Raw genomic sequence first — 25,645 nt, forward strand, 5'->3', positions numbered from 1 at the left:
TTTTCCTGTTAATGTTCCCTGATTGATTCGGGGAAGCTTCGGGGTTGGGCACTTAACGTTCATGGCAAAGGATTCCGACCCACTGGCGGATGCCTTCGGCACCAAGGAGACCGGCGGGCTGTTCTCTGGACTTGTGGCCGAGGAAAGCGCGTTCGACCGCCGCATGATGTGGCGGCTGGGCTCGTGGGGCGTGGCGGCCGTGGGCGCCGTCACCATCGCAGTGATCGCCAACCAGGCCGGGCTCGGCTGGCGGCGCGACCAGGTTGCCTCCGCCGATCTTGCGCGCCAGGCCGACCGGCTGCAGATGCTGACCAAGGAGAGCCAGAACGAAGCCCGCCGCCTCGCCGCCGCCATCGAGACGCTGAACGGCGATCGCGACCGGCTCTATTCGCGCGTCACCGTGCTGGAGCAAGGGCTCGATTCCGTCACCGGCGCTATCGCCAAGCAGACCACCCCGTCGCCGCAGGCCGGCAAGGATGCCGCGCCTGCCGCCCCCAGCGTCGCGCCGGTCGCCTCGACGCCCGCCTCCGCCGGCGACAAGCCGCGCACCGAGGCCGCCAAGGACACGCCCAAGGAAGCGTCCAAGGAAGCGTTGAAGGAAACGTCCAAGGACATTGCAAAGGAGCCGCCGAGCCCGCCGCCGCAGACCGCAGCCGCCGCCTCGCTGGTACAGCAATCGCCGGCCATGAATTCGGCGTTGCCGGCCATTCCGCTGGTGCCGTCCAAATCGATCATGGCGCCGCCCGATCCGGCTGCGTCGAAATTGATTCAGCCCGAGACAAACGAGAAGAAGGCCGAGCCGGCGCCGGCCCCCGCCGAGGTCGTCGCGACAGCCGCAAAGCCACCGGAAACAGCCGAGAGCGAATCCCCCGCGATCGCGGTTCAGCAGACGCGTTTCGCGATCGATCTCGGCGGCGCCAATTCGGTCGATGGCCTGCGCGCGCTCTGGCGCGGCGTGACCAAGTCCAATCCGGACGTCGCAGCGCTGCGACCGATCATCATGATCAAGGAAGGCACCGCCGGGCTCGGGATGCAGCTTCGCCTGGGGGCTGGCCCCCTCGTCAACGCCGCCGCCGCCGCAAAATTCTGCGCGAGCCTCGCCGAGAACAATCGTCACTGCGAGACCACCGTCTTCGACGGCCAGCGCCTGTCGATGCGTGGCTCGGAAAAGACACAAGACAAGGGACAAGAGAAGTCTCAAGACAGGGTTCAGGAGAAGACCTCGGAGAAGAACCAGGACGCGGTCCCGCAAGCCGAAACCGCGCCCGCGCCCAGCGCAAAGCCCGAGAAGCCGCAGCGCCGCCGCAGCTATTCCTCAAAACGCTCGAAGCGCGAGGAGCCCGCGCCCGCCCCTGCGGCGCAGCCGGCGCCGGCGAAGCCAGAGGCCGCGGCCGCGTCTACCTCCGCGGGATCGACGCTGTCGTCATTCTTCAGGCGGTAAGTATTGCGCCCTCCAGGGCGGCGCCGCGTCGACCTGAACCTACGGTGAATGCCGGCGTGTCATTGCGCGCGGCGATGGACCTAAATTTCGGTCCGCCAGAGAAACCACCCGCCGATTGCCAAGTTGTCCCGGTCCTGAACCGGAGCGACCGGCATGCGACATCGCTCGCGCCGCCTCCATGACCAAGGGAGAAACAGACGTGAAGACATTGATCATCGCGACGGCCGCGCTTCTGGCGGCATCCTCGGCGTTTGCGCAAACGACAAAATCGCCAGGCGCTTCGAGCAACGCTCCGGGTCAGCAGATGCAGAACACGACGAAGCCTTCGACGGCGCCCGGCGCTTCCGAATACGCGCCCGGTCACCAGACCAATACCACCGCCAGACCGGGTCACTCGGAAAGCGCGCCCGGACAGAAGATGCAGAACACCACGGGCTCGAGCACCAGCAAGAAGCGATGATGCTGGGACAGCATCATTCAACTTTGGCGACGGCGCCTGACCAACATGGTCGGCGCCGTCGCCTTGAAGGCTCGTATCGCACGCGTCCAGCGATCGTTCGGAGTTGCGCGAGCATGCGACCATCGGACGCTAGGACCTCAGCGGCTCTTTCGCACCAGGCTCGCACTTATTCCCGATGTGTCCGACGCGCGCCAGCGTCGCCCCTCTTCCGAACTCACGAGCCTCGATGAACGAACTGGATGATGTGCTGAGGCTTCTCGTCGCGGCGGGAACAGGGCTGCTGATCGGCATCGACCGCGACATGAACGACAAGCCGGTGGGAATGCGGACCCTTGCCCTGGTGGCTCTCGGCTCTGCGCTGGTCTCCATCTCCGTGATCGAGTTCCAGAATTTGCGGGACCATCCGGATGCGATCTCCCGGGTCATTCAAGGCGTCGTTGCCGGTGTGCTGACCGGCGTCGGCTTCATTGGTGCAGGCGTCATCCTGCACGACGCCAAGGCGAAGTCCGTTCACGGCCTCACGACCGCAGCGACCGTCTGGATTGCGGCAGGGCTCGGAATTGCCTGCGCGCTGGGAGCCTGGCTGCTCGTCGGCGCCGCGATCACAGTCACGTTGCTCGTGCTGTTCGTTCTCGGCTGGGTCGAGCGGCGGCTGGGACTGAAATAGCCGCTAAGGCTGTGCACGTACCAAATGATACGATCGAGGCCGACATAACTCGGCACTATCCGCGCCGGATTTGATTCGGAGCGGAGATGATGGACGCGAAGTTTCTGCGGGAGCAACTTGCATTGATCCGCGAGCTGGCCGACCAGGCCGATCCCTATATTAAACGGCGATTGCTTGCACTAGCCGACACGTATGAGCGTCGGCTGGCCGCACAGAGCCGGCAGACGCAAGAACGCTCCCGGGGTTGACAGCTCACGGGTCGTACGGAAACTTCCGCCTCCCCTGTTGCCCCGTTCCGCCATCCCGACCATATTGCCCCCATGACAAAAAAGCCCTTCCGCCTCACGCCCTACCAGGTGCAGTTCCTGCTCGTCGTCGGTTTCGTCACCGTCGGCTGTGCGTTCTACGTGCGCTATCTCGCGATCGAGTTCTCGCAGGTCGCCCTCGCCTGTGACGCCGGGCTTCAGACGCTGGTCTGCAAGGCGCGGTCGGTCTCGACCGTGCTGTTCAAGAATTCGGTGTTCGGCATCGTCGCGCTGGTGGTTGCGACGCTGAACCTGATGCGGCCGTCGATCGTGCTGCTCACCGTCGGCATCATCGCCGCCGGCCTCGGCATCGTGCTCTACAATGTCGTGCTGTCGGGCCTGGCGATCGGCCTGTTCATCCTTGGATTTGCTCGGCCCGCGCCCGCCACAGCGTGAGCGCGAACAACAGATAGATCGCGCAGGTCCACAGCGACTGCCAATTATCGCGGCCTTCGTTGAAGAGCACAAAGACGGCCGACAGCGCCAGCACGCCCGCGAACACCGATTCCGCGATCGGACGCTGGCCGATCTGCGGCCGGTTCAACATCAATAGCGCAAACGGCACCACCGCCATCGTCAGCGAGGCGTAGGGAAAATCCTTGTAGCGTGGGTCGAACACGAAGCCGAGCGCGGTCGCGGCCGCGATCACCGCCGTCACCGCGAGCGTCAGGCCGAGCACGGCGGTGAGCTTCGACCATTTGCGGCCCTCGCGCGGTCCGAGCAGATCGAGGAAGGTCGGAAGGCTGCGGCCGATCACCATCGCCTGCGCGCAGAAGATCGGCGATAGGATGCCGGCCAACAGCAGCGCGCCCCAGAGCAGCCAGCCGCCGATGCCGTAACTCTCGTAATACATCTTGTCGGCGCCGATCCCGAGCAGGCTCCCCGCCGTCGTCGCGGAGATGGCGACACCGAGCCAGGCCGAGAAGCGCGGCGTCCACGGCCGCCGGCGCAGCGTGATCACCGCGACCGCGAACACCAGCACGGAAAGGCCCATGCCCGCGCCCATGTACCATTTCCAGTACGGGAAATTGCTGATCGGCTCGCCGGGCGGATATTTCAGGCTCCGGCGCACCGAGTCGTACAGGCCCCAATAGCCGCCGACGGTGCCTTCCAGCTTGCGCTTCCACGGCTGGTCGTAGGACTCGATCAGATTGACGCGAAACTTGTTCGCCTTCGCAAGGCTCAGGATTTCCGAAACGACGCGCGCCTGGTTGGTGCGCGAGGGCAACGCGCCGTCGCGCATGCGCCCCTCGCTCGGCCAGCCGGTCTCGCCGATCAGGATCTCCTTCCCGGGGAACGCCACCGCCATGCGCTCGCGGATCGCCTCGACATGGGCGGAAGCGAATTTCGCCTTGACCGGCAAATCCTCCCAATAGGGTAGGATGTGGATCGTGACGAAGTCGACAACGTCATAGACCTCGCGGTTCTTCAGCCAATATTCCCAGACGTCGGCATAGGTGACGGGCACGCTGACCTGCGTCTTCACCAAGCGGATGATGGAGACGAGGTCGGCCGTGGTCATCTCGCCGCGCAGCAGCACCTCGTTGCCGACGATGACCGAGGTGATGATGTCGGGGAATTGCTTGGTGAGGCGGATGGCGAGCGCGGCCTGCTCATAATTCTTGGTGCGGTTGCTGGAGAGCCAGATGCCCTGCAGCACTTTCAGCCCGCCGACCTTGGCGGCGATCGCCGGCACCTGGTCGAGCCCGTTCTCCATCGAATAGGTGCGGACGCAGTCGGTGATCTGCTTGAGCTGGCGCAGATCCTGCTCGATCTGCTCGGCCTCGATATGGGTCCACGCGTTCAGCGGCGTCTGCTCGCCGCGGAACGGCGCGTAGGAGACGCATTGGACCTTCTCGGCGGGATCGATCGGGGCGCGCGCGAGCGTGATCGGCGTCGCCAACCACCACCACACGGCAGCAATCGCACCCAGTGAAACGAGCAGAAGCGCCAGTGGCGTACGAAGAGAAATCGGTTCCGTCCTCCGCGAAGGGTCCGTCGATTACCTGCTTGCACGCCGTCTGCCAAGGGGGTGCTCCGGTGCGGATCCGCTCCGTGGATCCGCGACTGCCCCAAAGGAAACCGGCTGCGGCCGTTCGACCGGGGCCTAGCATCGTGACTTTGCTGGACAAAATTCCAAATACAGGTCATGGACTCCGAAAGACTTTTCCGCCGCATTGGAGACCCATTTGGACGCCATCACCGGCGCGTCCGCGGGATCCTGACGCGGACGGCCAGCGGATACATTGGGGAATTCATGCGGCAACGGGTGTTCGAGTCACGAAATGCGGTCCTGCGGCAGTTCGCCGCCACCTTGGCCGTCTCCTGCCTTCTCGTTCTCGCCGGTCTCGGGGGCGCCTCTGCCCAAAGCGGCACGCCCGCACCGGATCAGGGCAAGGCCGCCGCCCAGCCCGCCGACGCCGCCAAGGATGCCGCCCAGAACCAGCGCCGCACCGACGAGTTCGCCGAAGCAGCCCAGGTCATCAGTGGCCCGGCCGGCAACCCCGAATGCGTCTGGCTCGGTCGGCGCGTGGTGCGGTTGATGTGGCGGGATGACCTCGATACCGCGTTCCGCCATCTCGACCTCTATGATCGCTTCGGCTGCCCTGGCGGCCACATCCAGGCCGCCTTCCGCTGCCTGACCCGGTTCGGCGCGCAGATCGATCCCAAGGTCGCCGAAACCCTGGACAGCCGTGTGCACGCCTGCTGGATCAACCCGGCGGCTCAGCCGCAGCAAGCGGCGGCCGCGGCATCACAGCCGGCGGCACCGGCCTCGGGCAATCCGCCGTCACCGCAGCCGGCCGCGAGCCCCTCGCCTGCGGCGAGCCCGTCCCCGGCGCCTCCCAAATAACCGCGATCGTTTCAGCTGTCGTTCAGGAACGATCGGCCATAGACGCGGTTGGCACTGCCACGCATTTTCTGGAAAAGGCCATGCCCTCATAAGGACATGACGCCATGACAGTTGAGAAACCGCGCGGCAGAGGTATGCTCCATTTGCCGCGGACTTGGTCGGATCTCGGGGTCGGATCCGCTTCCCTGCCCCCTCAGCCCCTTTTGGTTTAGCCGCGATGCGCGTTGTCGCCGCCGTTCTGTTGCTCGTGTCTGTGCTTCACGCAGGACTGTGGGGAGTCCTGCGCGACAAGGAACCCGCGCCTGATTTCAGAGGCCTGTTGCCCAGCGTTTCCTACGCGCCGTTCGAGGGCTCGGCCCACCCTGACATCGACAACATCCCGACCGTCGAGAAAATCCGCGCCGACCTCAAGACGCTGTCGACCATGACGCGCGCGATCCGCCTCTATTCGTCCACGGGCGGCGTGGAGCTGGTGCCGCCGATCGCCGCCGAGTTCGGCCTCAAGGTCACCGTCGGCGCCTGGATCGACAAGGACAAGGATCGTAACGAGCGCGAGATCAAGGCTGCGATCGAGCTCGCCCGCAAGAACAGCAACGTCGTCGGCGTCGTCGTCGGCAACGAGGTGATCTACCGCGGCGAGCAGAAGGTCGAAGACCTCATCGACATGATCAAGAAGGTCAAGGGCTCGGTCCGCGTCCCCGTCACCACCGGCGAGATCTGGAACATCTGGCGCGACAATCCCGACCTCGGCTCCAGTGTCGATTTCATCGCCGCCCACGTGCTGCCCTATTGGGAAAACTTCCGCTCGGACCAGGCGGTCGACCAGGCCGTCGACCGCTACAATCTGCTGCGCAACCTGTTCCCCGGCAAGCGCATCGTGATCGCCGAGTTCGGCTGGCCGAGCCAGGGCTACAATTTGCGCAACGCCGATCCGGGCGCGTTCCAGCAGGCGCTGATCCTGCGCAATTTCGTCAGCCGCGCCGAAGCCATCGGCATGGAATACAACATCGTCGAAGCCATCGATCAGCCCTGGAAGTTCTTCGAAGGCGGCGTCGGTCCGTATTGGGGCATCCTCAACGCCAGCCGCGAGCCGAAATTCGCCTGGACCGGCCCGGTCGAGAACCCCGACTATTGGAAGCTGATGGGCATCGCGCTGCTGGTCGGCATCCTGCTGTCCCTGCCGATCCTGCGGCTTGAAAAGCCAACCGCCAAGCAGGCCTTGCTGCTGTCGGCGACCGCCAACGGCGTCGGTGCCTGGGCCGCGACCGTGTTCGCGTTCTGGAACAGCCATTATTTCATCTTCGGCTCGGCCTTCGCGCTGACGCTCGGCATGATCCTCCTTGTTCCTCTTGTTCTCATCGCGATGGCGCGCATCGACGAGATCGCAGCGGTCGCCTTCGGTCGCCCGCCGCAGCGGCTGCTCAGCAAGGGCAAGCCGGTCGAGAACGTGCCCGAGAATTACTATCCGAAAGTCTCGATCCACATTCCCGCCTACTTCGAGCCGGTCGACATGCTCAAGCAGACGCTGGATGCGCTGTCGCGGCTGAACTATCCGAACTACGAATGCGTCGTCATCATCAACAACACGCCGGATCCCGCGTTCTGGCAGCCGATCCAGGACCATTGCCGCGCGCTCGGTGAACGCTTCAAGTTCATCAACGCCGAGAAGGTGCAAGGCTTCAAGGCCGGCGCTCTGCGCATCGCGATGGATCGCACTGCCGCCGACGCCGAGATCATCGGCATCCTCGATGCCGACTATGTCGTCGATCCCGACTGGCTTAGGGATCTCGTGCCGGCCTTCGCCGATCCGCGCGTCGGCCTCGTGCAGGCACCGCAGGAGCACCGCGACGGCGACCTTTCGATCATGCACTACATCATGAACGGCGAGTATGCCGGCTTCTTCGACATCGGCATGGTCCAGCGCAACGAGCTCAACGCCGTCATCGTGCACGGCACGATGTGCCTGATCCGCCGCGCCGCGATGGACATGGCCGGCGGCTGGTCGTCGGACACGATCTGCGAGGACTCAGATCTCGGCCTTGCGATCCAGGAGCTCGGCTGGACCACCCATTACACCAACCACCGCTACGGCCAGGGCCTCCTCCCCGACACCTACGAGGCCTTCAAGAAGCAGCGCCACCGCTGGGCCTATGGCGGGCTTCAGATCGTCAAGAAGCACTGGCGCCACTTCCTGCCCGGCAAGAGCCGGCTGACGTCCGACCAGAAGCGCGAATATGGTCTCGGCTGGCTGAACTGGCTGGGCGCCGAGAGCCTCGGCGTGGTCGTGGCGCTGCTCAACCTCGTCTGGGTGCCGATCGTCGCCTTCGCCGACATCGCCATTCCCGACAAGATCCTGACGCTGCCGATCATCGGCGCCTTCATCGTCTCGCTGGCGCACTTCCTGTCGATGTACCGCGCCCGCGTCGCGATCAAGCCCGGCCAGATGCTGGGCGCCATGATCGCCGCGATGAGCGTGCAATGGACGGTGTCGCGCGCGGTGGCGCAGGGCCTCATCACCGAGCACATCGCGTTCGCCCGCACCTCCAAGGGCGGCCTGTCCAGGATGTCGATCGAGTTCCAGGCGTTCTGGGAGGCCGTGATCGGCGCCCTGCTGCTGATCGGCGCCGGCGTGCTGATCGCCTCCAACAGCTACCGCCAGATCACCGAGATCTACATCTTCGCTGGCGTCCTGGTGCTGCAAAGCCTGCCGTTCCTGGCCGCCGTCGCCATCGCCATCCTCGAGCTCAGCCGCATCAACTCGTTCCAGTTCTGGCGCGACAGCGCGATCCGCACCGCCGAGCTGATCGGCCTGCGTCCGGTCGCGCTGCCACCCGTGGGCGCGCCGCAAGCCGTGCCGAACGAGGTCCGGCGGGAGACGAACTGACGGGCGGCTCAGCCAGTTCAGACCTCACGATTAAAAGTCACGTGCTCTTCGACGGGGATGGTGGCCCGCCAATCAGGTTGAGAATTCCGGCCTAAGTCGCGGAGACCGCGAGCAAATCCCCGCCCCTGCCGAGAGTTTCGGCAGCGCCCCGCACTATTGACCTGCGCAGCCACTCCCCCTACACAGCGCAGGCCGAGAGCATGATCCGGAAACAGCCGGTTTTTCCTCGCGACGCCCTTAAGCGTTGCGGCAAGACATGCCTCTCGAATGTCCGACCACGATGGCGATCTCTCAAGAAGCCATCAGCGGCCATGGGAGCGCGTAGCTCAGCCGGTAGAGCACGTGACTTTTAATCACGGGGTCCTGGGTTCGAGCCCCAGCGCGCTCACCAAAAGCCGGATCAATTACTTAAAGGCCGTTTCCGCGCTCCCGGGCGCCTTGGCGCGCCTCTTGCCATAGAGACCTCCCAAGCATGGAGGCGTGCACCGATGGCACAACGAGTTCGTGTTCCTAGACGCCCAAGGCCCAGTTTGAAGCATATCGCGCGCAAGCTGGTCAGATTGCTGGACGCGATCAATGAGCTCGAAGACCTGAAAGAAAGGGTCCAGGCCGCCGAAGCCTCGCGCGTCCTGCATTAGAGCGCCGGAAAGTCCCTTGCGGGAGTAAACAATCCACGTCGTCCGCGAGGCTGCTCCGTCCCAAAGGCCACGGCTGACGTTGTCGCCCCTGGTGCCGGAGCCGTCCTCAAACGCGGCCTCGGGAATACGGAGTAGAATACGGTGAGTGCACTCAACCCTGAAGCTCAAAGTTCTTGCTTCGGTCCGGACGACTGCATGAGGGGGCACTGTCACCGTAGTCCCGGTTGCGACGTTCTGCGCGGCAAAGAAGCCGCGTGCTTAGTTCTCCACATCCACGACGGGCAGTCGTTCGCGCTCGCTCCGCGCCAATAGGTCTCGATAATTTGCGAGGTACTTGCGATTCGCTTTGATGGCGGCATGCCGCGGCAGATCAAGCCGCATGCCTACGCACGCAGACGGCCAACCAGTGAAGATCACCTTCGGGGAGATGCGCGGCATGACCGTTCGCGCGGTGCTGGTCTATTGCCAGTGCGGCCATCACACAGCGCTAGAAGCCCATCGATGGCGGGACGAGGTGCGGCTGTCTGATATCGAGCCGCGCTTCGTCTGCGCAGGTTGCGGCGGCCGCGGCGCCGACCTCCGGCCTGACTTCAATCGAGGCAACCCGCAGCTTGCGATCATAGGCATGAAAAAGGGCCGGCCCCGGGGAGCGCTGAATTGAAATTGACCGAAGAACGTCCGGCTCAGATCACGCCCACAATGATCAAAACTCCGATCTCAACCAGTAGGAGCGTACCCGTTGCTGCGGAGATGAGAAACAAATCAACTAGTGACAAGAACTGCATGATTCGCCTCACAATTTGCCAAAGAAGCGGCCCTTACATCCTTGATGGCGTAAGCAGGGGCAGGATGATGGGGCCGCTTCTAGGAGGTCCTTGACGCGTTCGTCCGGCGCCAAGCGTTCTCATCCTAATCCAATTTTAAATCTCGTCCAGCATTTAATTTGTTTAATTTCATTTTAATGTTTTAATGTTTAATCAGGCGACATTTGCACGATGCAAGCCGCCGATTCCCCGTGGAGCGAACCAGGGATTGGCTTTTTGGCGCGGCGAGCTATCTACCTGCTCGAGCATGATTAAGACATACGATCTCTACCTTTGCAGCGCCGCTCCAGGGGCTGCCTAGCTAAAGCTGCGCTCCCTTTGGCGGTGGAATAGGCCCAGTTGATTTCCTTGGCCTTCTGCTCGGCGAGTTCTCGCAGCTCCCTGCCAAGGCCTTCGACGCGATCAGGGTGATACCGCGCGATCTCCTTCCGGAATTGATTGCGTCTGGGCGAAGCATCCTTGCTCACGCCCAATATCTCCCACCATGACCGCTGCGAACTCGGTTTTGCAGTCGAGTCATTTTGAGCCGCGTCAGCTCTTCCCTGCTCTGACTCAGCCTCTGATCTTCCGTATTGTGGATTTCCGTCGTTGACTAGCCGACGTTTTCAGCGCTGTCGCTCGCGGATGACGTCAAAAGTTTTGTCACTGACCCCGTGAAGGCGGCCAAAATTCAGAACGAGGGTCTCGCCCTTTGGAAAGAGGGTAATGATGCGTACAAGGCGGATGATTACAAGACGGCCATTGAAAAATTCGAGAAGGCGCGGATCAAATACGCGACGATCAAACGTGACAATGACGTCAAGATCGTCACAACCTCGATTATGGCTGCGGCCTGTCTAGATCACATACGTTCGAGCGATGTCACCGAGCTCCAAATTCTCGTTGGTACGAATGAAGACAAAACCTTGGGAGCCAAGACTCCCTATCCGGAAGCTTGCCTGCCTTTTCCTGAGCTGGCGGCAGCCGTGACGGAACGCATCAGACTTTCTTAAGAAATCCGGGAAATAAACCACGACCCATCCTACGCGCTGTGGCTGCGGTGTCGACTTCGTCGACGCGAGGCCAACGACCCCTTCCTCGCAAAAACACGCCAGATTCCGATAGAGTCCAGTAGTCGCCCCGAGATGAACTGCAGGCAACAGGCGCCTATTGTGCCCTACCCCTTGGGCATCTTGGCGATGATTTGCGCAGAGAAAGACAGCCCGCCCGTTCTGATCTGCTCCAAGTGCAGACGGCCGATGACGTTTTTGGCCACGCTGCCCGCAATCCTCACGCTTCCCGCAGAGCATGCCTACCTGTGCCGTCCCTGTCGGCGGGTGGACACCATCCCGCTGGCTTGAGGCCGGAGTTGCCGTGATCGCAAGCTCACGACTGCGGTGCACACAATTGCCGCCCCCCTGCTATTGCCTGGCATCTGCAGCGGCTCCAAGGGCCCACCCTCAAAAAGTGGGAAGACAACCCGCCGGAAATGTGTAGGATTCAAGAAAACCGGAGGAGCGGCATGTTTGAAATCAACGGTTTCGACACGGCGGGCGTGGTCAGTCTGAAGCGGCTGTCACTTCCCGCCGCCCTCAAGAAGGCCAAAGAGCTCATCGAGGACGGGTGCTGGGACGTTCAGGTCGTCGATCCCAGCGGCCGGGTCTACACCTCGTTTGAAGAGCAGGCCGCCTAGCCCCCCACCCTTCGGCGCCATTCGAGCGAGCACCGGCGCCTGTTTCCGCCGCTATCCGCCTCGGCCGACATTTGACGAGGCGTTGTTCAACCAGCGCTGCGTTGCATCGTCGCTCCAGCCAGGGACGGCGAAGCGCGCCGGCGGAGTCGCATTCGCGCCCGGCCGCTCCGCCGCAGGATGGCGTGCGCGGGCGTGATGCACCGCTGCGGCGTTTGCGGAGCTGCAGAGCAGCAGCAACAGACCCATGGCAAAAAGCGAGCGCATCGCATCAACTCCAATCGAGCAATCGCCCGCTGTCATCTGATGCGTCGATCGGCTCGCCACAATCCTTCGCAGCTTCACAAGCAGGAGAGAGAAGCGCTGGCTATGGCGGTGGTGCAAGCCGGTCCTCGACTGCGCGATGCCATTTGCCAGTCAACCCGTTTGGGAGCAGGCTCGCTCCAGGCGCTTAAGACGCCACACGGGAGAGGTACATGAAGGAACAGGGCCTGGATGGCCGCCACCGGGACAAGGATGGCGGGATCAGCAAGAAGCACGGCAACACGCTGGTCGGTACATTGCGCAAGATCTACGGAAAGAGTTTTGCCGCAGGGTATCCGGATGCGACGCCACTTAGCGAGGTCCTGGCCCAACTGAACGAGACGTCACTGAGCCAGTTGCGCCGCGATCACGACACCGGGCATTTGGGGCACAAGATCGATCACGCCTTGAAGTGACGGACGACAATGACAGCTCGTAGGATAGGTTGAGCTCTTGCGAAACCATCCTTGCAAATCGGTCGGTCCTCCGCGGGCCCTTTGAGGATTGCTCCGGTCATCGATTGCGGATAGCAGCGGCGCTAATCACAACGTAGGATGGGTTTCGCAAGAGCTCACCCATCCTACGCACTAGCTCTCCGGAGCTGCCATCGCAGCCGGCACGCTCAGCGGAGCACCGCCAACCGAAACAGGCCCCACCGACTTCGGCTCCCGAACCAGCCGTTTGCGCATCGCTGCGGATAGTCCATAGCGCGCATGCGCTCGTCGAATGGACGACGTGACGTCCGACATCATTGTATTTTGTAGCGAGTCGACCTTCGCGATCAGTGTGGACAGCTGCGAAGATATCTTCTTCACATCGACCCGTTCGTCCGTGATGCTCTGTCGCAGCGACAGCAGCAACATTGAATCCTGCTGCAGCAAAACCGAGTTCTGATCCGATGCCTGATTGTTCTGCTGCAGCATCGCGGTGTGTTGCTGCTGGGCCGCCTGAATGTCCTTCAGGGCGGCGACGACCGGATCCGGCTTTGGCACAGACGCTTCCAGGTGCGGAAGCAGTTCGGCCAGGCGGCCGACGTTCAGCGACGAAAAATCGGACGGCGACGTGTAGATCGCCGCCGCGCCGTTGATGGCCAAGGCACACACCGAGAAGGCCAGGACCGATTTCCGGCTGGATCTCTTGCTTGGGGCTGGAGCTTCCGGGGCTGCGGGTTCGAGCGCTGCTGCGGCGGCAGCAAGGGCTGCAGCGTCGAGTTCTTCGGCGAAGCCTGCCGTTTCGAAGGTCGTGGTCATTTGCATTGACCCCAATGAGCGAGCAACAGGAAGCCGCCCCTGGAACGCCCTCACGACGCACCCTTTACGCAGCACCCATACACAACTGCCTAAAATTGTAGGCTTTTTGGATTAATTCCACGTTAGCGACGTGGCCGGCTGACGGGCCGGGTCACCCCGGCCGATTACGGGGTCATGCGTGCAGTCCTCAGGCGCTGACACTGGCTGCCGCAAAGCACCGCCGCCGTAGGGTGGGCAAAGCGCAGCGTGCCCACCACTTCGATCGCGTGACTTGGATGCATGGTGGGCACGGCGCTTCGCGCCTTTGCCCACCCCACGGCAGTCGTACCTGGCTCAACGTCTCCATTACCAAGCTGATTTTCCGAAGTTGGCAGAATGCCCCTGTTTTGCCCGACGGGTCAACCGGCGTGTGAGCGGGAAATACGTCCCCAGCGATGCGGCCTCACGCGGAGCAATTGACCTTGAGCCGGATCATGGGCTGCCAGCTTTCTCAGCCGCGCCAGGGTCGCGATCGGCCTTTCCACCCGATGAAGAACCCGTTGTGCCAGCAACACTTAGCTACTGTGCATGGGGTTGTTTTCGCATTTTTGATGCGCCCTCCCCCTCATCCAGCACCTCGAACAGCCTTCTCCAGCGTTCGAGCAGCGCTCCCGCATCGGGCTTGGTCGAGGGCGATGACGCACTGCGCCGATCCTGTTTCTTCGCCCGTTCGCTCGCAGGCTACAAACCTGGTCGTATCAGGCCCGGAACGCGTCTGGGCGACACAGTTGTTCGTCGCTCGACCTGCGCTTTGGCGTCCAGCACCTTGTCCCCAGCTCGTGCGGCTCGCGGCAGTCTGATCTGGTCCGAAAGACTCGTGCCTCTCCCTGGCAGACCTCCTGAACCAACATTGGTGTTTCCTTGAGCCTGTGTTGCCGGCCGGAAGCTGTTTCGGGAGGACGCCGGGCCGCTGGCCATTTGATCCTCATTGCTCGTGCCGCTCCCAATTGCGCCGATCGGCAGACCATTTGGAGCGTGACCGACCCCGGCATTTTTCGCCGCCTGGGCTGCCGCCCGCGACCTCGCGGGCGTGGCGGACTGAACGTTCGGATTGATCGGTTGGCTGTCGGTGCCCAGTCCACCGGGGGCAGTGTCTTTCGTCCCCATCCCTGGAGGCGCTGAGGGACCCGCATTGCCTGCACTCGTCCCCATTCCGGAAGGTGCCGACCCGCCGGCGCTACCCGCTCCCGTCCCCATGCCCGCTCCCCCGGACCCGGCACTAGCGCCGCCTGCTTGCGCCAGAACCAACAGACATGAGGTTGCGATAATCGCGACAATGATCGGAGGGATGGCACGGGACATCAGACAATCTCCATCGCCAAGCTTCATTAACTATAATGATGAGGCCGGGTTCCCGCCATGAATTCGCGGTTGCAGAAGCCCGCCGCTGCAAGAGTTCCAGGTCTGCCAATCGCGGGTATCCGTGCTGACGAAGGCGCGAGCCCCTACCCCTCGTCCAGCAGCTCGAACAGCTCCTCCACCCGCTCGAACGGCGCGTCCTGCATCTTGGCGTGATAGACCACGCGATCACCGTCGCGTTGCAGCGACTTGCCCCGCGACTTTCGCAAGCGTCCCGGCAGGAACGTCGCGGCCGCAGCTTCAGGGCCGACGTCGAGGCGGACGATGCCGCGTCGCTTGCATTCGAACCTGAGCCTGGCTGCGGCGAAGAAGTCGCGCGCGACCTTCGGCAGCGGGCCGAAGCGGCGGGAGGTTTCCTCCTCGAGATCTTCGAGGTCGTCCTCGTCAGTGCATCTTGCGGCGCGCGCATAGAGCTCGAGACGCACCGGCTCGGACTGCACGTAGGTCTCGGGCAGCATGTCGGCGACCGGCAGGTTCAGGTCCGGCACCCACACCGCCTGCCCCTCGTCGAGCTTCTCCGAGGCCATCTTCAGGAGGTGGCTGTAGAGCACGGGCCCGAACACCTGGACGTGGCCGGATTGCTGCTCGGAAAACAAATCGCCCGCGCCTCGCAAATCCAGGTCGCGCTCGCTGATCGCAAAGCCCGCGCCGGGCCGGCTGAACTCTTCGAGCACGGCCAGCCGCTTCTCGGATTGCCCGGACGCCGTTTCGGTCAAGAGATGGGCGAAGGCGCGGATGCCGCCACGGCCGACCCGCCCGCGCAGCTGATGCAGCTGGGCGAGGCCGAACTTCTCGGGCCAGCAGACCACGATGGTGTTCGCACGGGGAATATCGAGCCCGCTCTCGACGATGTTGGTCGCGAGCAGGACGTCGGCCCTGCCCTCGACGAAGCTCATCATGCGGTCGTCGATCTCGTCAGCCGCCAATCTGCCGTGCAGGCAGACGATGCGGAGGTCGCCCGCCACCGCCTGAACCCGCGCCAGCATCGGATCGAGATCCTGGATGCGCGGGCAGATTAGAAAGCTCTGGCCGTGGCGGCGCTGCTCGCGCAGCAGCGCGGAGGCAATCGCCGCATCCGACAGCGGCGCGATCCGGGTCGCGACCGGCAGCCGGTGCACGGGGGGCGATGCAATCACGCTGAGGTCGCGGAAGCCGGCAAGGCCGGCGGCGAGCGTGCGCGGGATCGGCGTCGCGCTCATCATCAGCACGTGGACGTTCTTGGCGAGGCCCGAGAGCTTGGCCTTCTCGGCCGCGCCAAAATGCTGTTCCTCGTCGATGATGACGAGACCGAGATCGTCAAACTTGACGTCCTTGCCCGTGAGCGCCTGCGTGCCGATCACGACCTTGATCCGGCCGCCGCGCAGGCCCTCCCTGGTCTCCCGCAGCTCCGCGCCGGAGGTCGCCCGTGACAAATTGCCGACCTCGATGCCGAACGGCGCAAAGCGCTTCTGGAACGTTGCGACATGCTGGCGTGCAAGCACCGTCGTCGGCACCGCGATCGCCACCTGCTTGCCCGACAGCACCACGGCGGCCGCCGCGCGTAGCGCCACCTCGGTCTTGCCGAAGCCGACGTCGCCGCAGATCACCCGGTCCATGGGATGACCGGAGGCAAGATCGTCGAGCACGTCGGCGATCGCCTTGGCCTGGTCGCTGGTGGTGAAATAAGGGAAACGCGCGACGAACTTCTCGTAGGCCGATCCCGGCGGAACCAGCTTTTCGCCGCGACGGCGGCGGCGCTGGCTGATGTGCTTGGCCAGCGCCTTGCCGGCGGCCTGGATTTCGCGCTCGGCCGACGTGCGGCGGGCCCACCATGTGCTGCCATCGGCCTTGTCGAGCGAGAGCTTGCCGAGCTCCGCCGCGTAAGGCCACATCAAGGCAAGATCAGGCGGCGGCACGAGCACGGCGTTGTCGCCGGCGAACTTCAGGCGGATCATTTCCCGCAAGCTTCCGCCGCCGGTGTTCACGGTCTGCAAGCCGTCGAGCACGCCGAGGCCGCGCTGGAGATGGATGACCACCGTGCCCTGCTCGGGTACATCGGCATGCTCGAAGGCCGCGCTCCAGGCGCGCGCCATCGGCTGCGGATGATGCGCCCGGCTGCCGAGCACGTCGGAGGCCGTCACGATGACGAGAGGCTTTTTCCCCGGCACGACGAAGCCCGCATCGAGATCGGCCAGCAGCGCCGCCTCGCCGCTCCGCCCGCGCGTCGCCTCGTCCCAATCGTCACAGCGCTGCGCCTTGAGGCCGCTCATCCGCTCCATCACGCGCAGGTCGTCCTCCTGCGCTGCGACCAGGATCAGTCGCGATCCGGCCCGGCGCGTCTCCTCGACGAAACCACGCAGCGCCTTCCTGGAGGATGTCAGCTTCGAAAACTCCGGGATCGTCTGGAAGGACGAAGCGCGCGGCAGCACCTTCATGCCCTTGGAGAGCTGCTTCCAGTCGCGCCGTGCGAGATATTCGCGCTCACGCTCGGCGCGCGGCGCGGCCTCCTCGATGGTATCGAGCCAGCCGTCGGCGTGCACCGGGACGCCCGCATCGGCGATCCATTTGGCAGGCCCGCAATAGTCGAACAGGCTCGCGCGCTTGCCGCCTTTGCCGGCAAGGCCAAGCCGCTCCGACATGGGATCGACGAGAAGCTCCTTGGTCTCGAAGATGATCCTGTGCTCGTTCGGATCGAACGCCACAATCCGCTTGATCGCGCGATCCGAATGCTCGATCCGGAACGGCCCCAGCGCGCCTGCGGGGAATATCTCGAAGGTCTGCCCGTGGAACAGCGCCCCGCCCGGATAGTCCGGTTCGTCCTCCAGATCGTATCCGAGGGATTCGAGGCGTGGCTCGAGGTCGCGCTCTGAGAACGTACCACCCACCTTCAAGCTCAGGCTCAGGCGCGCCAGGCTCGCCGGCGGCGGCAGGCGCTCCATCACGGCTTCCGCCGTCGACACGAGAAAGAGCGGCTTCTTGGATTTTGCGAGGCGCCTCAGGACGGAGGCCCTGCGCCCTGCGAGTTCGTGCGACGGCTCCAGCTGATCGAAGGGCAAGGTGTTCAATCGCGGAAACACCAGGACCTCACAGGAGGGGTCGAGCGCGTGAATGACACTGCCCAGCCGCTCCGCCCTGTTCTCGCTCTCGGCGAGAAAAACGATGCCGCTGCGTCCAGACTGTTTCCATTGGGCAAGCAGATGGAGCGCCAGCACGCCGAGCGGCGACGAAGACGAGATCGTGGCGCGCTGCGCCGCTTTGCTCTTCCTTGGCGACGTCTTGTTTGGCAACGCCTTCTTCGGTGGCGTCTTCTTCGGGAGCGGCTTCTTCGGCAGCGTCTTGGCCACCCGCGCCTTTTTGGTAAGCCTCACTTGAATCCGTTTCTGGTCGTAAACCGTCGTCAACTGAACACCAGCCGCCCTCATTTTCGATTCGGCGACTTCTCGCCATGCATATGGGATTTGCCCCGCGAACGCACCTGGTGGCAACGTTCGGCGCGGCGCCGCGATCCCGACACATAGGCTGTTTGATCAAGCTCTGGATCGGAACTGGCGCGGCGCGGGATCTGCGTCTGTCGATGCGACGCTTGGCGCGATTGTAAACGTTCTGCGCGCAGGGAGCCACGAAAAAGCCCCAGCGCTTGGAGCCACGCTGGGGCGTTTCGTTCAAAATGAATCGGTTAAGCAATGACGTCTTCATAGCAGCGGATTCGCCGCGCGCTTGTGAACTGGTTCACACGTCTTGCAACAGACAAACGACCTCGGGGGACCGAGGTCGCCAACCTTTGTGGGGAAGGTTTTCTCTCGGCCCGGGGGCTTGGGGGCTTGGGGATGAGCCGAGAGCCAGGATTCGACGCCTGCCGCGCGCAGTCGTTCCAAACGTGCTGGTCGGAAATCCGCGGGCACGTTCCGTCTGCCCCATCACGCCGGAGCGGGATACCGCATCCCCGGTTTGAGTGCGCACGCGCCGCGCGCTACGATGGCCCTTTTACGGAGGCTCATTTGAAACCATTCATTGTCATCGCCGCCATCGCGCTGCTTGCGAGCGCTCCCGCCCGCTCACAGGCGCTGGTCGATCCCAACAAGGTTGCTCCCGAATACCGCGAGGCGGCCGAGAAGCGCCGGGCCGAGCAGCTGCGCCAGCGCGAATGCGCGCTGAAGGCGGACCTCGAAAAGGTGCTGCCCAGGGACCGCACCGCCTTTCTGAACCAGTGCCTGGACACGATGGCGGCCAAGCAATAGCGGCCGACAGCCTGTTTCCAACCGGCATCTTCTGCGGCCGGCCGATGGCGCTTGGCCGCGCGCGTTCCAGCCGCGAAGCCATTCAAGCTTTCTTCAGACATTTGGGATCAGCTGAAGATCCATTTTCAAAGTCATTGTCGTGCGCGCATGAGTTCAGTCCAGATTCAGTGCACGCGGTGCAAGAACGTGTTTCGCGATCGCGCCGGGCGGTTGCAGGACGGCTATTCCAGGCAATGTCCGAGTTGCGAGGTGGTGCTGTTCTTCGCCGAGGACTCCCAACATCCCTTCATCAAGCGCGCGATGCGCAATGCGCGCAAGGCCCGCAAGGAGATGCGCGAGGCTGATGCGGCAAGACGAGCTGCTCCGGAGCCGCGCGCGACGCGATCGAGATCGCTCGCTGGACGGACGCGATCGGCGGGACGCCAGGACTAGCTCACCTCCGCTTCTGCTTCCTCGGAAACAGGCGGTCGCGGATGTAGCGCGAGGTCGCCGTCAGTCGGATGCCGCGTGGTTTCTGCCAGGCGGCGCGGTCGATCTCCTTCTTGTCGCCAATCGCCAGCCTGCCTTTGGCCGTCTTGGCAATGAAGATCGCGTCGCTCATCTTGCGGCCGGAGCGCTTGTTCCTCGCCGTCACTTCCTTCCAGAGGCTGATCCTGCCGAGCTTCAGCTTGGGCAGCTCCTCCCTGATCTCCCGCCGCAGGCAATCCTTGTCGGACTCGCGCGCACGCTTGCGGCCGCCCGGGAACATCCACAGGCCGTCCGACCGGCGCCTAACCAACAATACTTTGCCGCGCCTCGCGGCAACCAACTTGGAAGACTTCGCCATCGCTTCCGTCATTGAAACAGAATCGGCCCAATCCTAACTTGTCTAGTGGAACAGACAAGTTTGCGACAGACTTTGATCACAGGCCGCGCGCCGTCGGGACCCGGCGAGACATCGCGGGCAGATCGCGCCGTTCGAGGCGAGATCAGCCCTCGCCCGCCCCTGCCCGATCCTCCGTCCTGATCCAGGCCATCATCATCTCCCAGGCCACCGACAGGATGATCGGTCCGATGAACAGGCCGACGATGCCGTGAGCGAGCGTGCCGCCGATCACGCCGACGAAGATCACGATGGTCGGCGTGGTCAGGCCCCGCCCCATGACGAGCGGCTTCAACATGGTGTCGATGAAGCCGACCAGGACGAGAAACACGGTGAGCAGCAGCGCCGTGGTGACGTCCTTGGCGGTCCAGATCCAGATGATCACCGGCAGCAGCACGAGGAAGGCGCCGATCTGCACGATCGAAAGCAGCAGCACGATGAAGGCGAGAAGGCCGGCGCTCGGCACCGCCGCGAGCTTGAAGCCGATGCCGGCGAGCAGTGCCTGCACGATCGCGACACCGATCACGCCCTGGGCTACGGCGCGGATGGTCGCGCCCGCAAGCGACAGGAAATGCTCGGTCTGCTCCGGCACGATGCGAAACAGGAAGCCGCGGCCGGCCGCGACCAGCCTCGGCCCATGCGGAAACAAAAAGCCCGCTACGAACACCGAGACCAGAAACTGGAGCGTGCCGACGCCGGCATCGCCCGCGAGCGAAAGCAGCGGGCCCGCCAGCGGCTGGAGATACGGCGCCACCTCGCGCACCACCGTACGGATGTTGGTATAGGCCTGGTCCCAGAGGTCGTAGAGCCAGGGTCCGACGAGCGGCCACGATTTCAGCTGCTCGGGCGCCGCCTGAAGCGCCAGGTCGCCGGTGCCGAGCTGCTGCGCCAGCTCGCGCACCCCGTCCACCGCGCTGATGCCGAGCCAGGTCGCCGGGCCAATGACGATGCCGAGCGTGATCAGGGTCAGGATCGCTGCTGCGGTCTTGGGCCGGCCGCCGAGGACTTTGGCGACCCAGCTGAAGGCTGGATAGAACGCAACGGCGAGCACGCCGCTCCAGGCCAGGATCGGCACGAACGGGCGGATGATCAGGAAGGTCCAGATGATCAGCAGGGCGAGCAGGCCGAGCCGGATCACGAGCTGGATGACGTCCTCTCCGGTCAGGAGCTGACGGAGACTTTTCACGGGCACTGCTTTCCTTGCGGCATGAACGCAACTTCCGGTGCTTGCGAGGCCTAGCCGTTATTGCCAGCAACGCATCCGGCGTCAAGACGACTGGAACCGCCCCGGGCCCACGATTGGGAACACATCGGACCGTTCCGCATTCCGAGACGGGCCCGCAACGCGGCCGGGCTTGGCTAACGCCCGTTAACCGGATTTCCCCGCGCCGGTTTACGCCGCTGCAAACGCCCGTGACTACCGTGGGTCGAACTCACCAAGAAGCATTCGGCGCAATGGCCAACACCATCTGGACGATCGAACAATTCACCTGTGCGGGTTGCGGCATGAACTACACCGCGACCAGGGAGGAGCACAGCGAAGCCCACGCCGGCAGCTTCAAATGCAGCATCTGCAACGGCGTGGTGCACGCCTGGTCCGGCAAACACCATTTCTTCGGTTGGCAAGCCGTGAAGACGCGGCCGCCCGTGTTCGGGAGGCGCTGGGCGGACGTCGAGTGGTAGGCCTGCCCGCCCACCACGCGCGCACCTCCGATGACGCCGCGCGGTGATGCGAGACGGACCGGAGGATCGGCCCAATTGCACCGGCGCCGTTTGGACTCCGTTCACCGATCGCCGCTAGATCAGGACGGATCCCTCGCGCCGAACAGCAGACATGGCCGACCTCAACGCCGTCCTTACCAGGCTCAACGACCGCCTGCTCCGCCTCGAGGGCGAGCTGTTCGTGCTGCGCTCGCTGGCGCGCGCCACGCTGACGGCGGGCGACGACCATGCGGCGCGCATGCGCAAGCTGGTCGAAGCCGCGAAGATCGCGCTCGACGACGAGGCCAAGCGCCCGCTGGACAAGCCGACACGCAAATATGTCGATGCCGCCACCGCGCTGGTGGAGGAATTGCTGGTCGAGCCGACCCCGGCTCGGCCGCTGTTCACGGTGATCGACGGCGGCCGGCGCGACTGAGCGCGCCCGCCTCAGCACGGCGATCGGTTATCGCCCGTACATTCCGGGCGCCCGTGCGCCGTTCGGATAGCACTGCCCCTGCGAATAATTGTAATCGTAGCCGTGCGGACAAAGCCCGCCGCGTCGGCCGTATTGCTCGGCTCGTCCATAGGCGCCCGGCGCATGCGCACCATTCGGATAGCAGCTGCCGGTCGAGTAATTGTAATCGTAACCGTGCGGGCACAGGCCACCACGGCGCCCATAGCCTGGTCCGGGATCCCGGGTGTAGACACCCGGCGCATGATAATCGTTGGGATAGCAGCGGCCGTTCGAGTGGTTGTAATCATAGCCGTGCGGACATTGTCCGCCCGGACCACCTCTGAACTGAACTTGCTCCACCATGGGCCCCGGCGATGCCGCAGGCACGGTTGCAAATGCAAGCAGGCCAGCCAGCGCAAGCTCGATCATGACGTCTCCTCCAAATCACGGGGACAAGCCTAGCAGGATTCGTGTCCCACGAAACGACCCGCGGATTGAGCCATGGTCGGCCTGAACCATGAATGAACCGGTCTCGAACTGCGACGATGCGCCGTCCCCCAATCCACGCAAGAGCCGGCCTCGCAGCCGCGCTAGATCACCGTGGAATTCTCCGCCTTGAGCCGGCTGAGGCCTGCCTCGATGATCGCGATCTCCTCGTCGATCTGGCCGATCGGCAGGCTGAAATCATAGCCGGATTTGCTCTTCAGATCGACCGCGAGCCGCTGCCTGTGCATCATCAGCTCGTCGAGCCCGCGGCGGTTCTTCAGCCGCACGTAGCTGTCGACGATCTGCTCAATGGCGCTCGGCATGACATCTGTCCCGGCGAAAAGGCCCGCGCGGCGCACCCACGCCGGCGGGACATTTCGGTGTCGCGGTACGCAATACAAATCCGCGACGGATTCGTCGATACGCCAGGCTGGTTGAGATCGTATTACCAATTCGATGATTTCGTGATGCGCGGCATGAAAAGGCCGCTGACGATTGCGCCAGCGGCCAAAGCCGGGTTCAAAAACGGATGCGGGTTGAAATGTCGCCAGCCCCGGGTTGGCCCACTCTTATCAGCCGACCAAGGTTATCTCTGTTCAAAACGAAACACAGGAACCGGCTTTTCGTCCCGCTTGCCGTCCGACCGCGGCGGCGCGGCAAACGCTAGTCGGTGACACAGAAGTAAGTGCGCGGCCATCTGCGATAGGCGCTGTAACGGTAATGCGGCCGGTAAGCGTAGCCGCGATAGAGCGCCGGCGGCTCCTCGCCGTAATAGGCGCGGTGATAGAAATTGGTGACCGGCCCTCGGGCGCAACGATAGGTATCCCAGATCGGCCCCACGAACGGCGCGATCCCGGTTTCGGGCGGCACGGCCGGATGCCCGCCCGCATGGGCCGGAATGGCTGCAAGCAGTGTCGCGAAAAGGAAAAACCAGGCGCTTCGCATGCGCTCGCTCCCGAACCGGTGCAATGCCCGCCATGGAAGCACCGCAAGGGCCGGCAGCGCAATCAGGGCGTTCATCGCGCCCGGCACCTCGGCGCATTGTTGATAACCCGTGCAAACGCTGTGCGGGTGGTGACAGGGCGTCGGGACGTGTTATCGGGGGATGACGCAGTTGCGAGACCGGATCGGACACCCATGCGCATTACCCTCGTCGGCTCCCGCCATTTCGGCGTGACCACCCTGAACATGCTCCGGGAGCACAGCGTCTCGATCGTCCGGGTCGTGGTGGCCGATGCCGAGGATCGCCTCGCCGCGACCGCCGCGGCGGCCGGCATCGAGGTCGTGGTGCAGGCCAATCCGAAGCTGGTGGTGGCCTCCGAGATTGCCCCTGATACCGATCTGATCATCACGGCGCACAGCCACGCCCGGATCGGCAAGGACGCGCTCGCCGCCGCCACGTTCGGCGGCATCGGCTATCACCCCTCGCTGCTGCCGCGCCATCGCGGCAAGGCCGCCGTGGAATGGACCATCAAGGAAGGCGATCCGATCGCCGGCGGCACGATCTACCACCTCGCCGACCGCATGGATGCCGGCGCCATTGCCGCCCAGGACTGGTGCTTCGTCAAGAAGGGCGAGACGGCGCGGGAGCTATGGGAGCGCGCGCTGGCGCCCCTCGGCCTCAAATTGCTGGCTGACGTGATCGACTACGCCAAGGTCCACAAGGCGCTGCCCGCCAAGACTCAAGACGAGCAGTTCGCGACCTCCGCGCCAAGCCTGTCCTAAAGGCGCCTCTCCTGACGTTTACCCTTAACGTGAAGCCGTATTGATTTTGCTTCGAAAACTGGCACCAGAAACGCAAATAAACCATTGTTCCCACAGGAACAATTTTCGATTTGGCGTCGCAACAAATTTCCGTCACATTTGGTCCAGATAAGCGACAGCATATCAGACAGATTCAAGGACGGAATTTATGCGTTTTGCTCGCATCGCGGTGTTCTGTGCCGCTTCAGTTTTCACCGGCACCCTAGCCGCGTCCGCCTTGGCCCAGACCCCCTATGACGGCAACTGGCAGGTCACGATCGTGACCAAGAGCGGCTCCTGCGAACCCACCGCGAGCTCCATGCTGACGGTTGCCGACGGCAAGATCACTGCGCCCGGCGCTAACGTTTCCGGCACCATCGGCAGTGGGGGACTTGTGAAAGTTTCGATCAATGGTGCATATGCTAACGGTCAACTCAGCGGCAACGCCGGATCGGGGAAGTGGAATGGAGCATCTGCAGGCATACCGTGCAGCGGGCGATGGGAAGCATCGCGCCAATAAACCAATTGAGGCTCGCGCCCGGAACCGGCGGCTGCTGTTTGCGGCCGCCGTTTTGTTTGTGGCAGCGTTCGTGAACACTGAAAGCAATGCGCAGTCCGGCCCATTCGCCCCGCTGGCGGGCAGCTGGAGCGGTGCTGGCACCGTGACCCTGGACGACGGCTCGACCGAACGGATCCGCTGCCGGGCCAAATACGCCCCGATCGGCCCCACCATGGAGATGTCGCTGACCTGCGCCAGCGACGCTTACAAGTTCAACCTCGCGGCCAGTGTCAAGGCTGAGGGAAGCGCCATCGCCGGCAGCTGGTCCGAGGCCAGCCGCAATATCTCCGGTTCGCTCCAGGGCCGCGGCGGCGGCGGCAATTACGAGCTGGTTGCCTCCACCGCTGGCTTCAATGCCAACCTCTCGCTGAAGACGAGCGGCAACAAGCAGAGCGTCTCGATACGCGCGGATAGCCAGTTCCGCGGCGCCAACGTCTCGCTTTCGAAATAGGACGTCAGCACGCGGCACGACAATCGACCCAGCGACCGCGCCGGGTCGATTTTTTTATGCGTCCGGCACGAACGCCGTGACCTCGATCTCGACCTTGGCCCGGTCGTCCACGAGGCCACCAATGTAGAGCAGCGTCGACGGCGGGAAATTGCGTCCGAGCGTTTCCTTCCAGGCGGCACCGATACCGGCGCCTGCACCCTCATATTCGCTGCGGCTGGTCAGGTACCAGGTCAGGCGGACGATGTGCTCGGGGCCGGCGCCGGCCTCGCCCAGGAGCTTGATGATCCGCTTCAGCGCGGTCGCAACCTGCGCCGCCATGTCGGGCGCGTAATTGCCGGCCTCGTCGCCACCGGTCTGGCCGGCCAGAACCACCCAGCGCCCCGGTCCCTCGACCACGACGCCATGGGAAAAGCCGCGCGGTTTCTTCCATTCAGCCGGCTGCAAGATCTGCATGAGCGGAGCTCTCCCGATTTTCTCGTTGT

At 63.8% G+C, this 25,645-nt stretch carries 27 protein-coding genes and 1 tRNA gene; 19 read left to right on the forward strand and 9 right to left on the reverse strand.

Annotation, left to right across the window (positions count from 1 at the left end):
• Positions 1-61: 61 nt before the first annotated feature.
• The 5 genes from IVA81_RS39890 (at position 62) to IVA81_RS39910 (ending at position 3,269) form a co-directional block, all read left to right on the forward strand.
• Complete coding sequence (locus tag IVA81_RS39890) at positions 62-1,441, forward strand: hypothetical protein (RefSeq protein ID WP_247329936.1); 1,380 nt, start codon at positions 62-64, stop codon at positions 1,439-1,441.
• A gap of 199 nt (positions 1,442-1,640) precedes the next feature.
• Positions 1,641-1,901 (forward strand): hypothetical protein, encoded by a 261-nt coding sequence (locus tag IVA81_RS39895; RefSeq protein ID WP_247329939.1) that lies wholly within the window; start codon positions 1,641-1,643, stop codon positions 1,899-1,901.
• 226 nt (positions 1,902-2,127) lie between these two features.
• Positions 2,128-2,568, forward strand: coding sequence for an MgtC/SapB family protein (locus IVA81_RS39900; protein ID WP_247329942.1), 441 nt, complete (start codon positions 2,128-2,130; stop codon positions 2,566-2,568).
• 86 nt (positions 2,569-2,654) lie between these two features.
• The gene (locus IVA81_RS39905) at positions 2,655-2,816 is read left to right on the forward strand and encodes a hypothetical protein (RefSeq protein WP_247329945.1); all 162 of its coding nucleotides are present in this window, start codon (positions 2,655-2,657) and stop codon (positions 2,814-2,816) included.
• A gap of 72 nt (positions 2,817-2,888) precedes the next feature.
• Positions 2,889-3,269 carry a hypothetical protein gene (locus IVA81_RS39910; RefSeq protein WP_246931402.1) on the forward strand — a complete coding sequence of 127 codons (381 nt, stop codon included), beginning with the start codon at positions 2,889-2,891 and terminating at the stop codon, positions 3,267-3,269.
• On the opposite strand, the gene IVA81_RS39915 is transcribed toward IVA81_RS39910, so the two are convergent.
• A complete protein-coding gene (locus IVA81_RS39915; protein ID WP_247329967.1) occupies positions 3,229-4,788 on the reverse strand; it encodes a beta-(1-6) glucans synthase in 1,560 nt (519 codons plus the stop codon). The genes IVA81_RS39910 and IVA81_RS39915 overlap by 41 nt on opposite strands.
• A gap of 342 nt (positions 4,789-5,130) precedes the next feature.
• Between IVA81_RS39915 and IVA81_RS39920 the strand changes: the two genes are divergently transcribed.
• The 7 genes from IVA81_RS39920 to IVA81_RS39950 all read left to right on the forward strand — a co-directional run bounded on the left by IVA81_RS39920 (position 5,131) and on the right by IVA81_RS39950 (position 12,458).
• Complete coding sequence (locus tag IVA81_RS39920) at positions 5,131-5,724, forward strand: beta-1-3, beta-1-6-glucan biosynthesis protein (protein ID WP_247329970.1); 594 nt, start codon at positions 5,131-5,133, stop codon at positions 5,722-5,724.
• 217 nt (positions 5,725-5,941) lie between these two features.
• Positions 5,942-8,608, forward strand: coding sequence for a glycosyltransferase (locus IVA81_RS39925; RefSeq protein WP_247329973.1), 2,667 nt, complete (start codon positions 5,942-5,944; stop codon positions 8,606-8,608).
• A 315-nt stretch (positions 8,609-8,923) separates the two neighbouring features.
• A tRNA-Lys gene (locus IVA81_RS39930) sits at positions 8,924-8,999 on the forward strand.
• Positions 9,000-9,652: 653 nt separating this feature from the next.
• Complete coding sequence (locus tag IVA81_RS39935; RefSeq protein WP_247329976.1) at positions 9,653-9,907, forward strand: hypothetical protein; 255 nt, start codon at positions 9,653-9,655, stop codon at positions 9,905-9,907.
• Positions 9,908-10,723: 816 nt separating this feature from the next.
• Positions 10,724-11,062: a hypothetical protein gene (locus tag IVA81_RS39940; RefSeq protein WP_247329979.1), complete on the forward strand. Its 339-nt coding sequence runs from the start codon at positions 10,724-10,726 to the stop codon at positions 11,060-11,062.
• Positions 11,063-11,571: 509 nt separating this feature from the next.
• A complete protein-coding gene (locus IVA81_RS39945) occupies positions 11,572-11,742 on the forward strand; it encodes a hypothetical protein (RefSeq protein ID WP_247329998.1) in 171 nt (56 codons plus the stop codon).
• Between the two features lie 473 nt (positions 11,743-12,215).
• Positions 12,216-12,458 carry a hypothetical protein gene (locus IVA81_RS39950; RefSeq protein ID WP_247330000.1) on the forward strand — a complete coding sequence of 81 codons (243 nt, stop codon included), beginning with the start codon at positions 12,216-12,218 and terminating at the stop codon, positions 12,456-12,458.
• A 171-nt stretch (positions 12,459-12,629) separates the two neighbouring features.
• Here the strand turns inward: IVA81_RS39950 and IVA81_RS39955 are convergent, their stop codons facing one another.
• Positions 12,630-13,298, reverse strand: coding sequence for a hypothetical protein (locus IVA81_RS39955; RefSeq protein ID WP_247330003.1), 669 nt, complete (start codon positions 13,296-13,298; stop codon positions 12,630-12,632).
• 1,478 nt (positions 13,299-14,776) lie between these two features.
• Positions 14,777-17,881 carry a DEAD/DEAH box helicase gene (locus IVA81_RS39960; protein WP_247330348.1) on the reverse strand — a complete coding sequence of 1,035 codons (3,105 nt, stop codon included), beginning with the start codon at positions 17,879-17,881 and terminating at the stop codon, positions 14,777-14,779.
• Between the two features lie 786 nt (positions 17,882-18,667).
• Here IVA81_RS39960 and IVA81_RS39965 point away from each other — a divergent pair.
• Together IVA81_RS39965 and IVA81_RS39970 are read left to right on the forward strand one after the other, a co-directional pair.
• Positions 18,668-18,907, forward strand: coding sequence for a hypothetical protein (locus IVA81_RS39965; protein WP_247330006.1), 240 nt, complete (start codon positions 18,668-18,670; stop codon positions 18,905-18,907).
• A 147-nt stretch (positions 18,908-19,054) separates the two neighbouring features.
• Positions 19,055-19,339 carry a Zn-ribbon domain-containing protein gene (locus tag IVA81_RS39970; protein ID WP_247330008.1) on the forward strand — a complete coding sequence of 95 codons (285 nt, stop codon included), beginning with the start codon at positions 19,055-19,057 and terminating at the stop codon, positions 19,337-19,339.
• Between the two features lies 1 nt (position 19,340).
• Here IVA81_RS39970 and IVA81_RS39975 read toward each other — a convergent pair whose 3' ends face one another.
• Positions 19,341-19,733, reverse strand: coding sequence for an NUDIX hydrolase (locus tag IVA81_RS39975; RefSeq protein ID WP_247330011.1), 393 nt, complete (start codon positions 19,731-19,733; stop codon positions 19,341-19,343).
• 142 nt (positions 19,734-19,875) lie between these two features.
• Positions 19,876-20,961 (reverse strand): AI-2E family transporter, encoded by a 1,086-nt coding sequence (locus IVA81_RS39980; protein WP_247330014.1) that lies wholly within the window; start codon positions 20,959-20,961, stop codon positions 19,876-19,878.
• A 263-nt stretch (positions 20,962-21,224) separates the two neighbouring features.
• Between IVA81_RS39980 and IVA81_RS39985 the strand changes: the two genes are divergently transcribed.
• Both IVA81_RS39985 and IVA81_RS39990 read left to right on the forward strand, forming a co-directional pair.
• Positions 21,225-21,452 (forward strand): hypothetical protein, encoded by a 228-nt coding sequence (locus tag IVA81_RS39985; protein ID WP_247330019.1) that lies wholly within the window; start codon positions 21,225-21,227, stop codon positions 21,450-21,452.
• Positions 21,453-21,603: 151 nt separating this feature from the next.
• A complete protein-coding gene (locus IVA81_RS39990) occupies positions 21,604-21,906 on the forward strand; it encodes a hypothetical protein (protein ID WP_018317940.1) in 303 nt (100 codons plus the stop codon).
• A 27-nt stretch (positions 21,907-21,933) separates the two neighbouring features.
• On the opposite strand, the gene IVA81_RS39995 is transcribed toward IVA81_RS39990, so the two are convergent.
• The 3 genes from IVA81_RS39995 to IVA81_RS40005 all read right to left on the reverse strand — a co-directional run bounded on the left by IVA81_RS39995 (position 21,934) and on the right by IVA81_RS40005 (position 23,355).
• On the reverse strand, positions 21,934-22,353 hold the full coding sequence (locus tag IVA81_RS39995) for a hypothetical protein (protein ID WP_247330021.1): 420 nt from the start codon (positions 22,351-22,353) through the stop codon (positions 21,934-21,936).
• Between the two features lie 161 nt (positions 22,354-22,514).
• Complete coding sequence (locus tag IVA81_RS40000; RefSeq protein ID WP_246925280.1) at positions 22,515-22,733, reverse strand: hypothetical protein; 219 nt, start codon at positions 22,731-22,733, stop codon at positions 22,515-22,517.
• A gap of 340 nt (positions 22,734-23,073) precedes the next feature.
• Positions 23,074-23,355, reverse strand: coding sequence for a hypothetical protein (locus tag IVA81_RS40005; RefSeq protein ID WP_247330032.1), 282 nt, complete (start codon positions 23,353-23,355; stop codon positions 23,074-23,076).
• A gap of 192 nt (positions 23,356-23,547) precedes the next feature.
• On the opposite strand from IVA81_RS40005, the gene IVA81_RS40010 reads away from it, so the two are divergent.
• The 3 genes from IVA81_RS40010 (at position 23,548) to IVA81_RS40020 (ending at position 25,163) form a co-directional block, all read left to right on the forward strand.
• A complete protein-coding gene (locus IVA81_RS40010; protein WP_247330034.1) occupies positions 23,548-24,135 on the forward strand; it encodes a formyltransferase family protein in 588 nt (195 codons plus the stop codon).
• Between the two features lie 187 nt (positions 24,136-24,322).
• The gene (locus IVA81_RS40015) at positions 24,323-24,673 is read left to right on the forward strand and encodes a hypothetical protein (RefSeq protein WP_247330036.1); all 351 of its coding nucleotides are present in this window, start codon (positions 24,323-24,325) and stop codon (positions 24,671-24,673) included.
• Positions 24,618-25,163, forward strand: coding sequence for a hypothetical protein (locus tag IVA81_RS40020; protein WP_247330038.1), 546 nt, complete (start codon positions 24,618-24,620; stop codon positions 25,161-25,163). The genes IVA81_RS40015 and IVA81_RS40020 overlap by 56 nt, the downstream gene beginning before the upstream one ends.
• Positions 25,164-25,217: 54 nt before the next feature.
• Here the strand turns inward: IVA81_RS40020 and IVA81_RS40025 are convergent, their stop codons facing one another.
• Positions 25,218-25,616 (reverse strand): RidA family protein, encoded by a 399-nt coding sequence (locus IVA81_RS40025; RefSeq protein WP_247330040.1) that lies wholly within the window; start codon positions 25,614-25,616, stop codon positions 25,218-25,220.
• Positions 25,617-25,645 lie beyond the last annotated feature (29 nt).

Origin of the sequence: Bradyrhizobium sp. 141 (assembly GCF_023074055.1) — a bacterium.
In the GTDB taxonomy this organism is placed as follows: domain Bacteria; phylum Pseudomonadota; class Alphaproteobacteria; order Rhizobiales; family Xanthobacteraceae; genus Bradyrhizobium.

What these genes read in the sequence shown, in the direction of transcription:
- IVA81_RS39890 (WP_247329936.1), top strand. Translation starts at nt 62, where the DNA reads ATGGCAAAGGATTCCGACCCACTGGCGGATGCCTTCGGCACCAAGGAG.
- IVA81_RS39900 (WP_247329942.1), top strand. Translation starts at nt 2,128, where the DNA reads ATGAACGAACTGGATGATGTGCTGAGGCTTCTCGTCGCGGCGGGAACA.
- IVA81_RS39905 (WP_247329945.1), top strand. Translation starts at nt 2,655, where the DNA reads ATGATGGACGCGAAGTTTCTGCGGGAGCAACTTGCATTGATCCGCGAG.
- IVA81_RS39910 (WP_246931402.1), top strand. Translation starts at nt 2,889, where the DNA reads ATGACAAAAAAGCCCTTCCGCCTCACGCCCTACCAGGTGCAGTTCCTG.
- IVA81_RS39920 (WP_247329970.1), top strand. Translation starts at nt 5,131, where the DNA reads ATGCGGCAACGGGTGTTCGAGTCACGAAATGCGGTCCTGCGGCAGTTC.
- IVA81_RS39925 (WP_247329973.1), top strand. Translation starts at nt 5,942, where the DNA reads ATGCGCGTTGTCGCCGCCGTTCTGTTGCTCGTGTCTGTGCTTCACGCA.
- IVA81_RS39945 (WP_247329998.1), top strand. Translation starts at nt 11,572, where the DNA reads ATGTTTGAAATCAACGGTTTCGACACGGCGGGCGTGGTCAGTCTGAAG.
- IVA81_RS39950 (WP_247330000.1), top strand. Translation starts at nt 12,216, where the DNA reads ATGAAGGAACAGGGCCTGGATGGCCGCCACCGGGACAAGGATGGCGGG.
- IVA81_RS39955 (WP_247330003.1), bottom strand. Translation starts at nt 13,298, where the DNA reads ATGCAAATGACCACGACCTTCGAAACGGCAGGCTTCGCCGAAGAACTC.
- IVA81_RS39970 (WP_247330008.1), top strand. Translation starts at nt 19,055, where the DNA reads ATGAGTTCAGTCCAGATTCAGTGCACGCGGTGCAAGAACGTGTTTCGC.
- IVA81_RS39975 (WP_247330011.1), bottom strand. Translation starts at nt 19,733, where the DNA reads ATGGCGAAGTCTTCCAAGTTGGTTGCCGCGAGGCGCGGCAAAGTATTG.
- IVA81_RS39985 (WP_247330019.1), top strand. Translation starts at nt 21,225, where the DNA reads ATGGCCAACACCATCTGGACGATCGAACAATTCACCTGTGCGGGTTGC.
- IVA81_RS39990 (WP_018317940.1), top strand. Translation starts at nt 21,604, where the DNA reads ATGGCCGACCTCAACGCCGTCCTTACCAGGCTCAACGACCGCCTGCTC.
- IVA81_RS39995 (WP_247330021.1), bottom strand. Translation starts at nt 22,353, where the DNA reads ATGATCGAGCTTGCGCTGGCTGGCCTGCTTGCATTTGCAACCGTGCCT.
- IVA81_RS40000 (WP_246925280.1), bottom strand. Translation starts at nt 22,733, where the DNA reads ATGCCGAGCGCCATTGAGCAGATCGTCGACAGCTACGTGCGGCTGAAG.
- IVA81_RS40005 (WP_247330032.1), bottom strand. Translation starts at nt 23,355, where the DNA reads ATGCGAAGCGCCTGGTTTTTCCTTTTCGCGACACTGCTTGCAGCCATT.
- IVA81_RS40010 (WP_247330034.1), top strand. Translation starts at nt 23,548, where the DNA reads ATGCGCATTACCCTCGTCGGCTCCCGCCATTTCGGCGTGACCACCCTG.
- IVA81_RS40015 (WP_247330036.1), top strand. Translation starts at nt 24,323, where the DNA reads ATGCGTTTTGCTCGCATCGCGGTGTTCTGTGCCGCTTCAGTTTTCACC.
- IVA81_RS40020 (WP_247330038.1), top strand. Translation starts at nt 24,618, where the DNA reads ATGGAGCATCTGCAGGCATACCGTGCAGCGGGCGATGGGAAGCATCGC.
- IVA81_RS40025 (WP_247330040.1), bottom strand. Translation starts at nt 25,616, where the DNA reads ATGCAGATCTTGCAGCCGGCTGAATGGAAGAAACCGCGCGGCTTTTCC.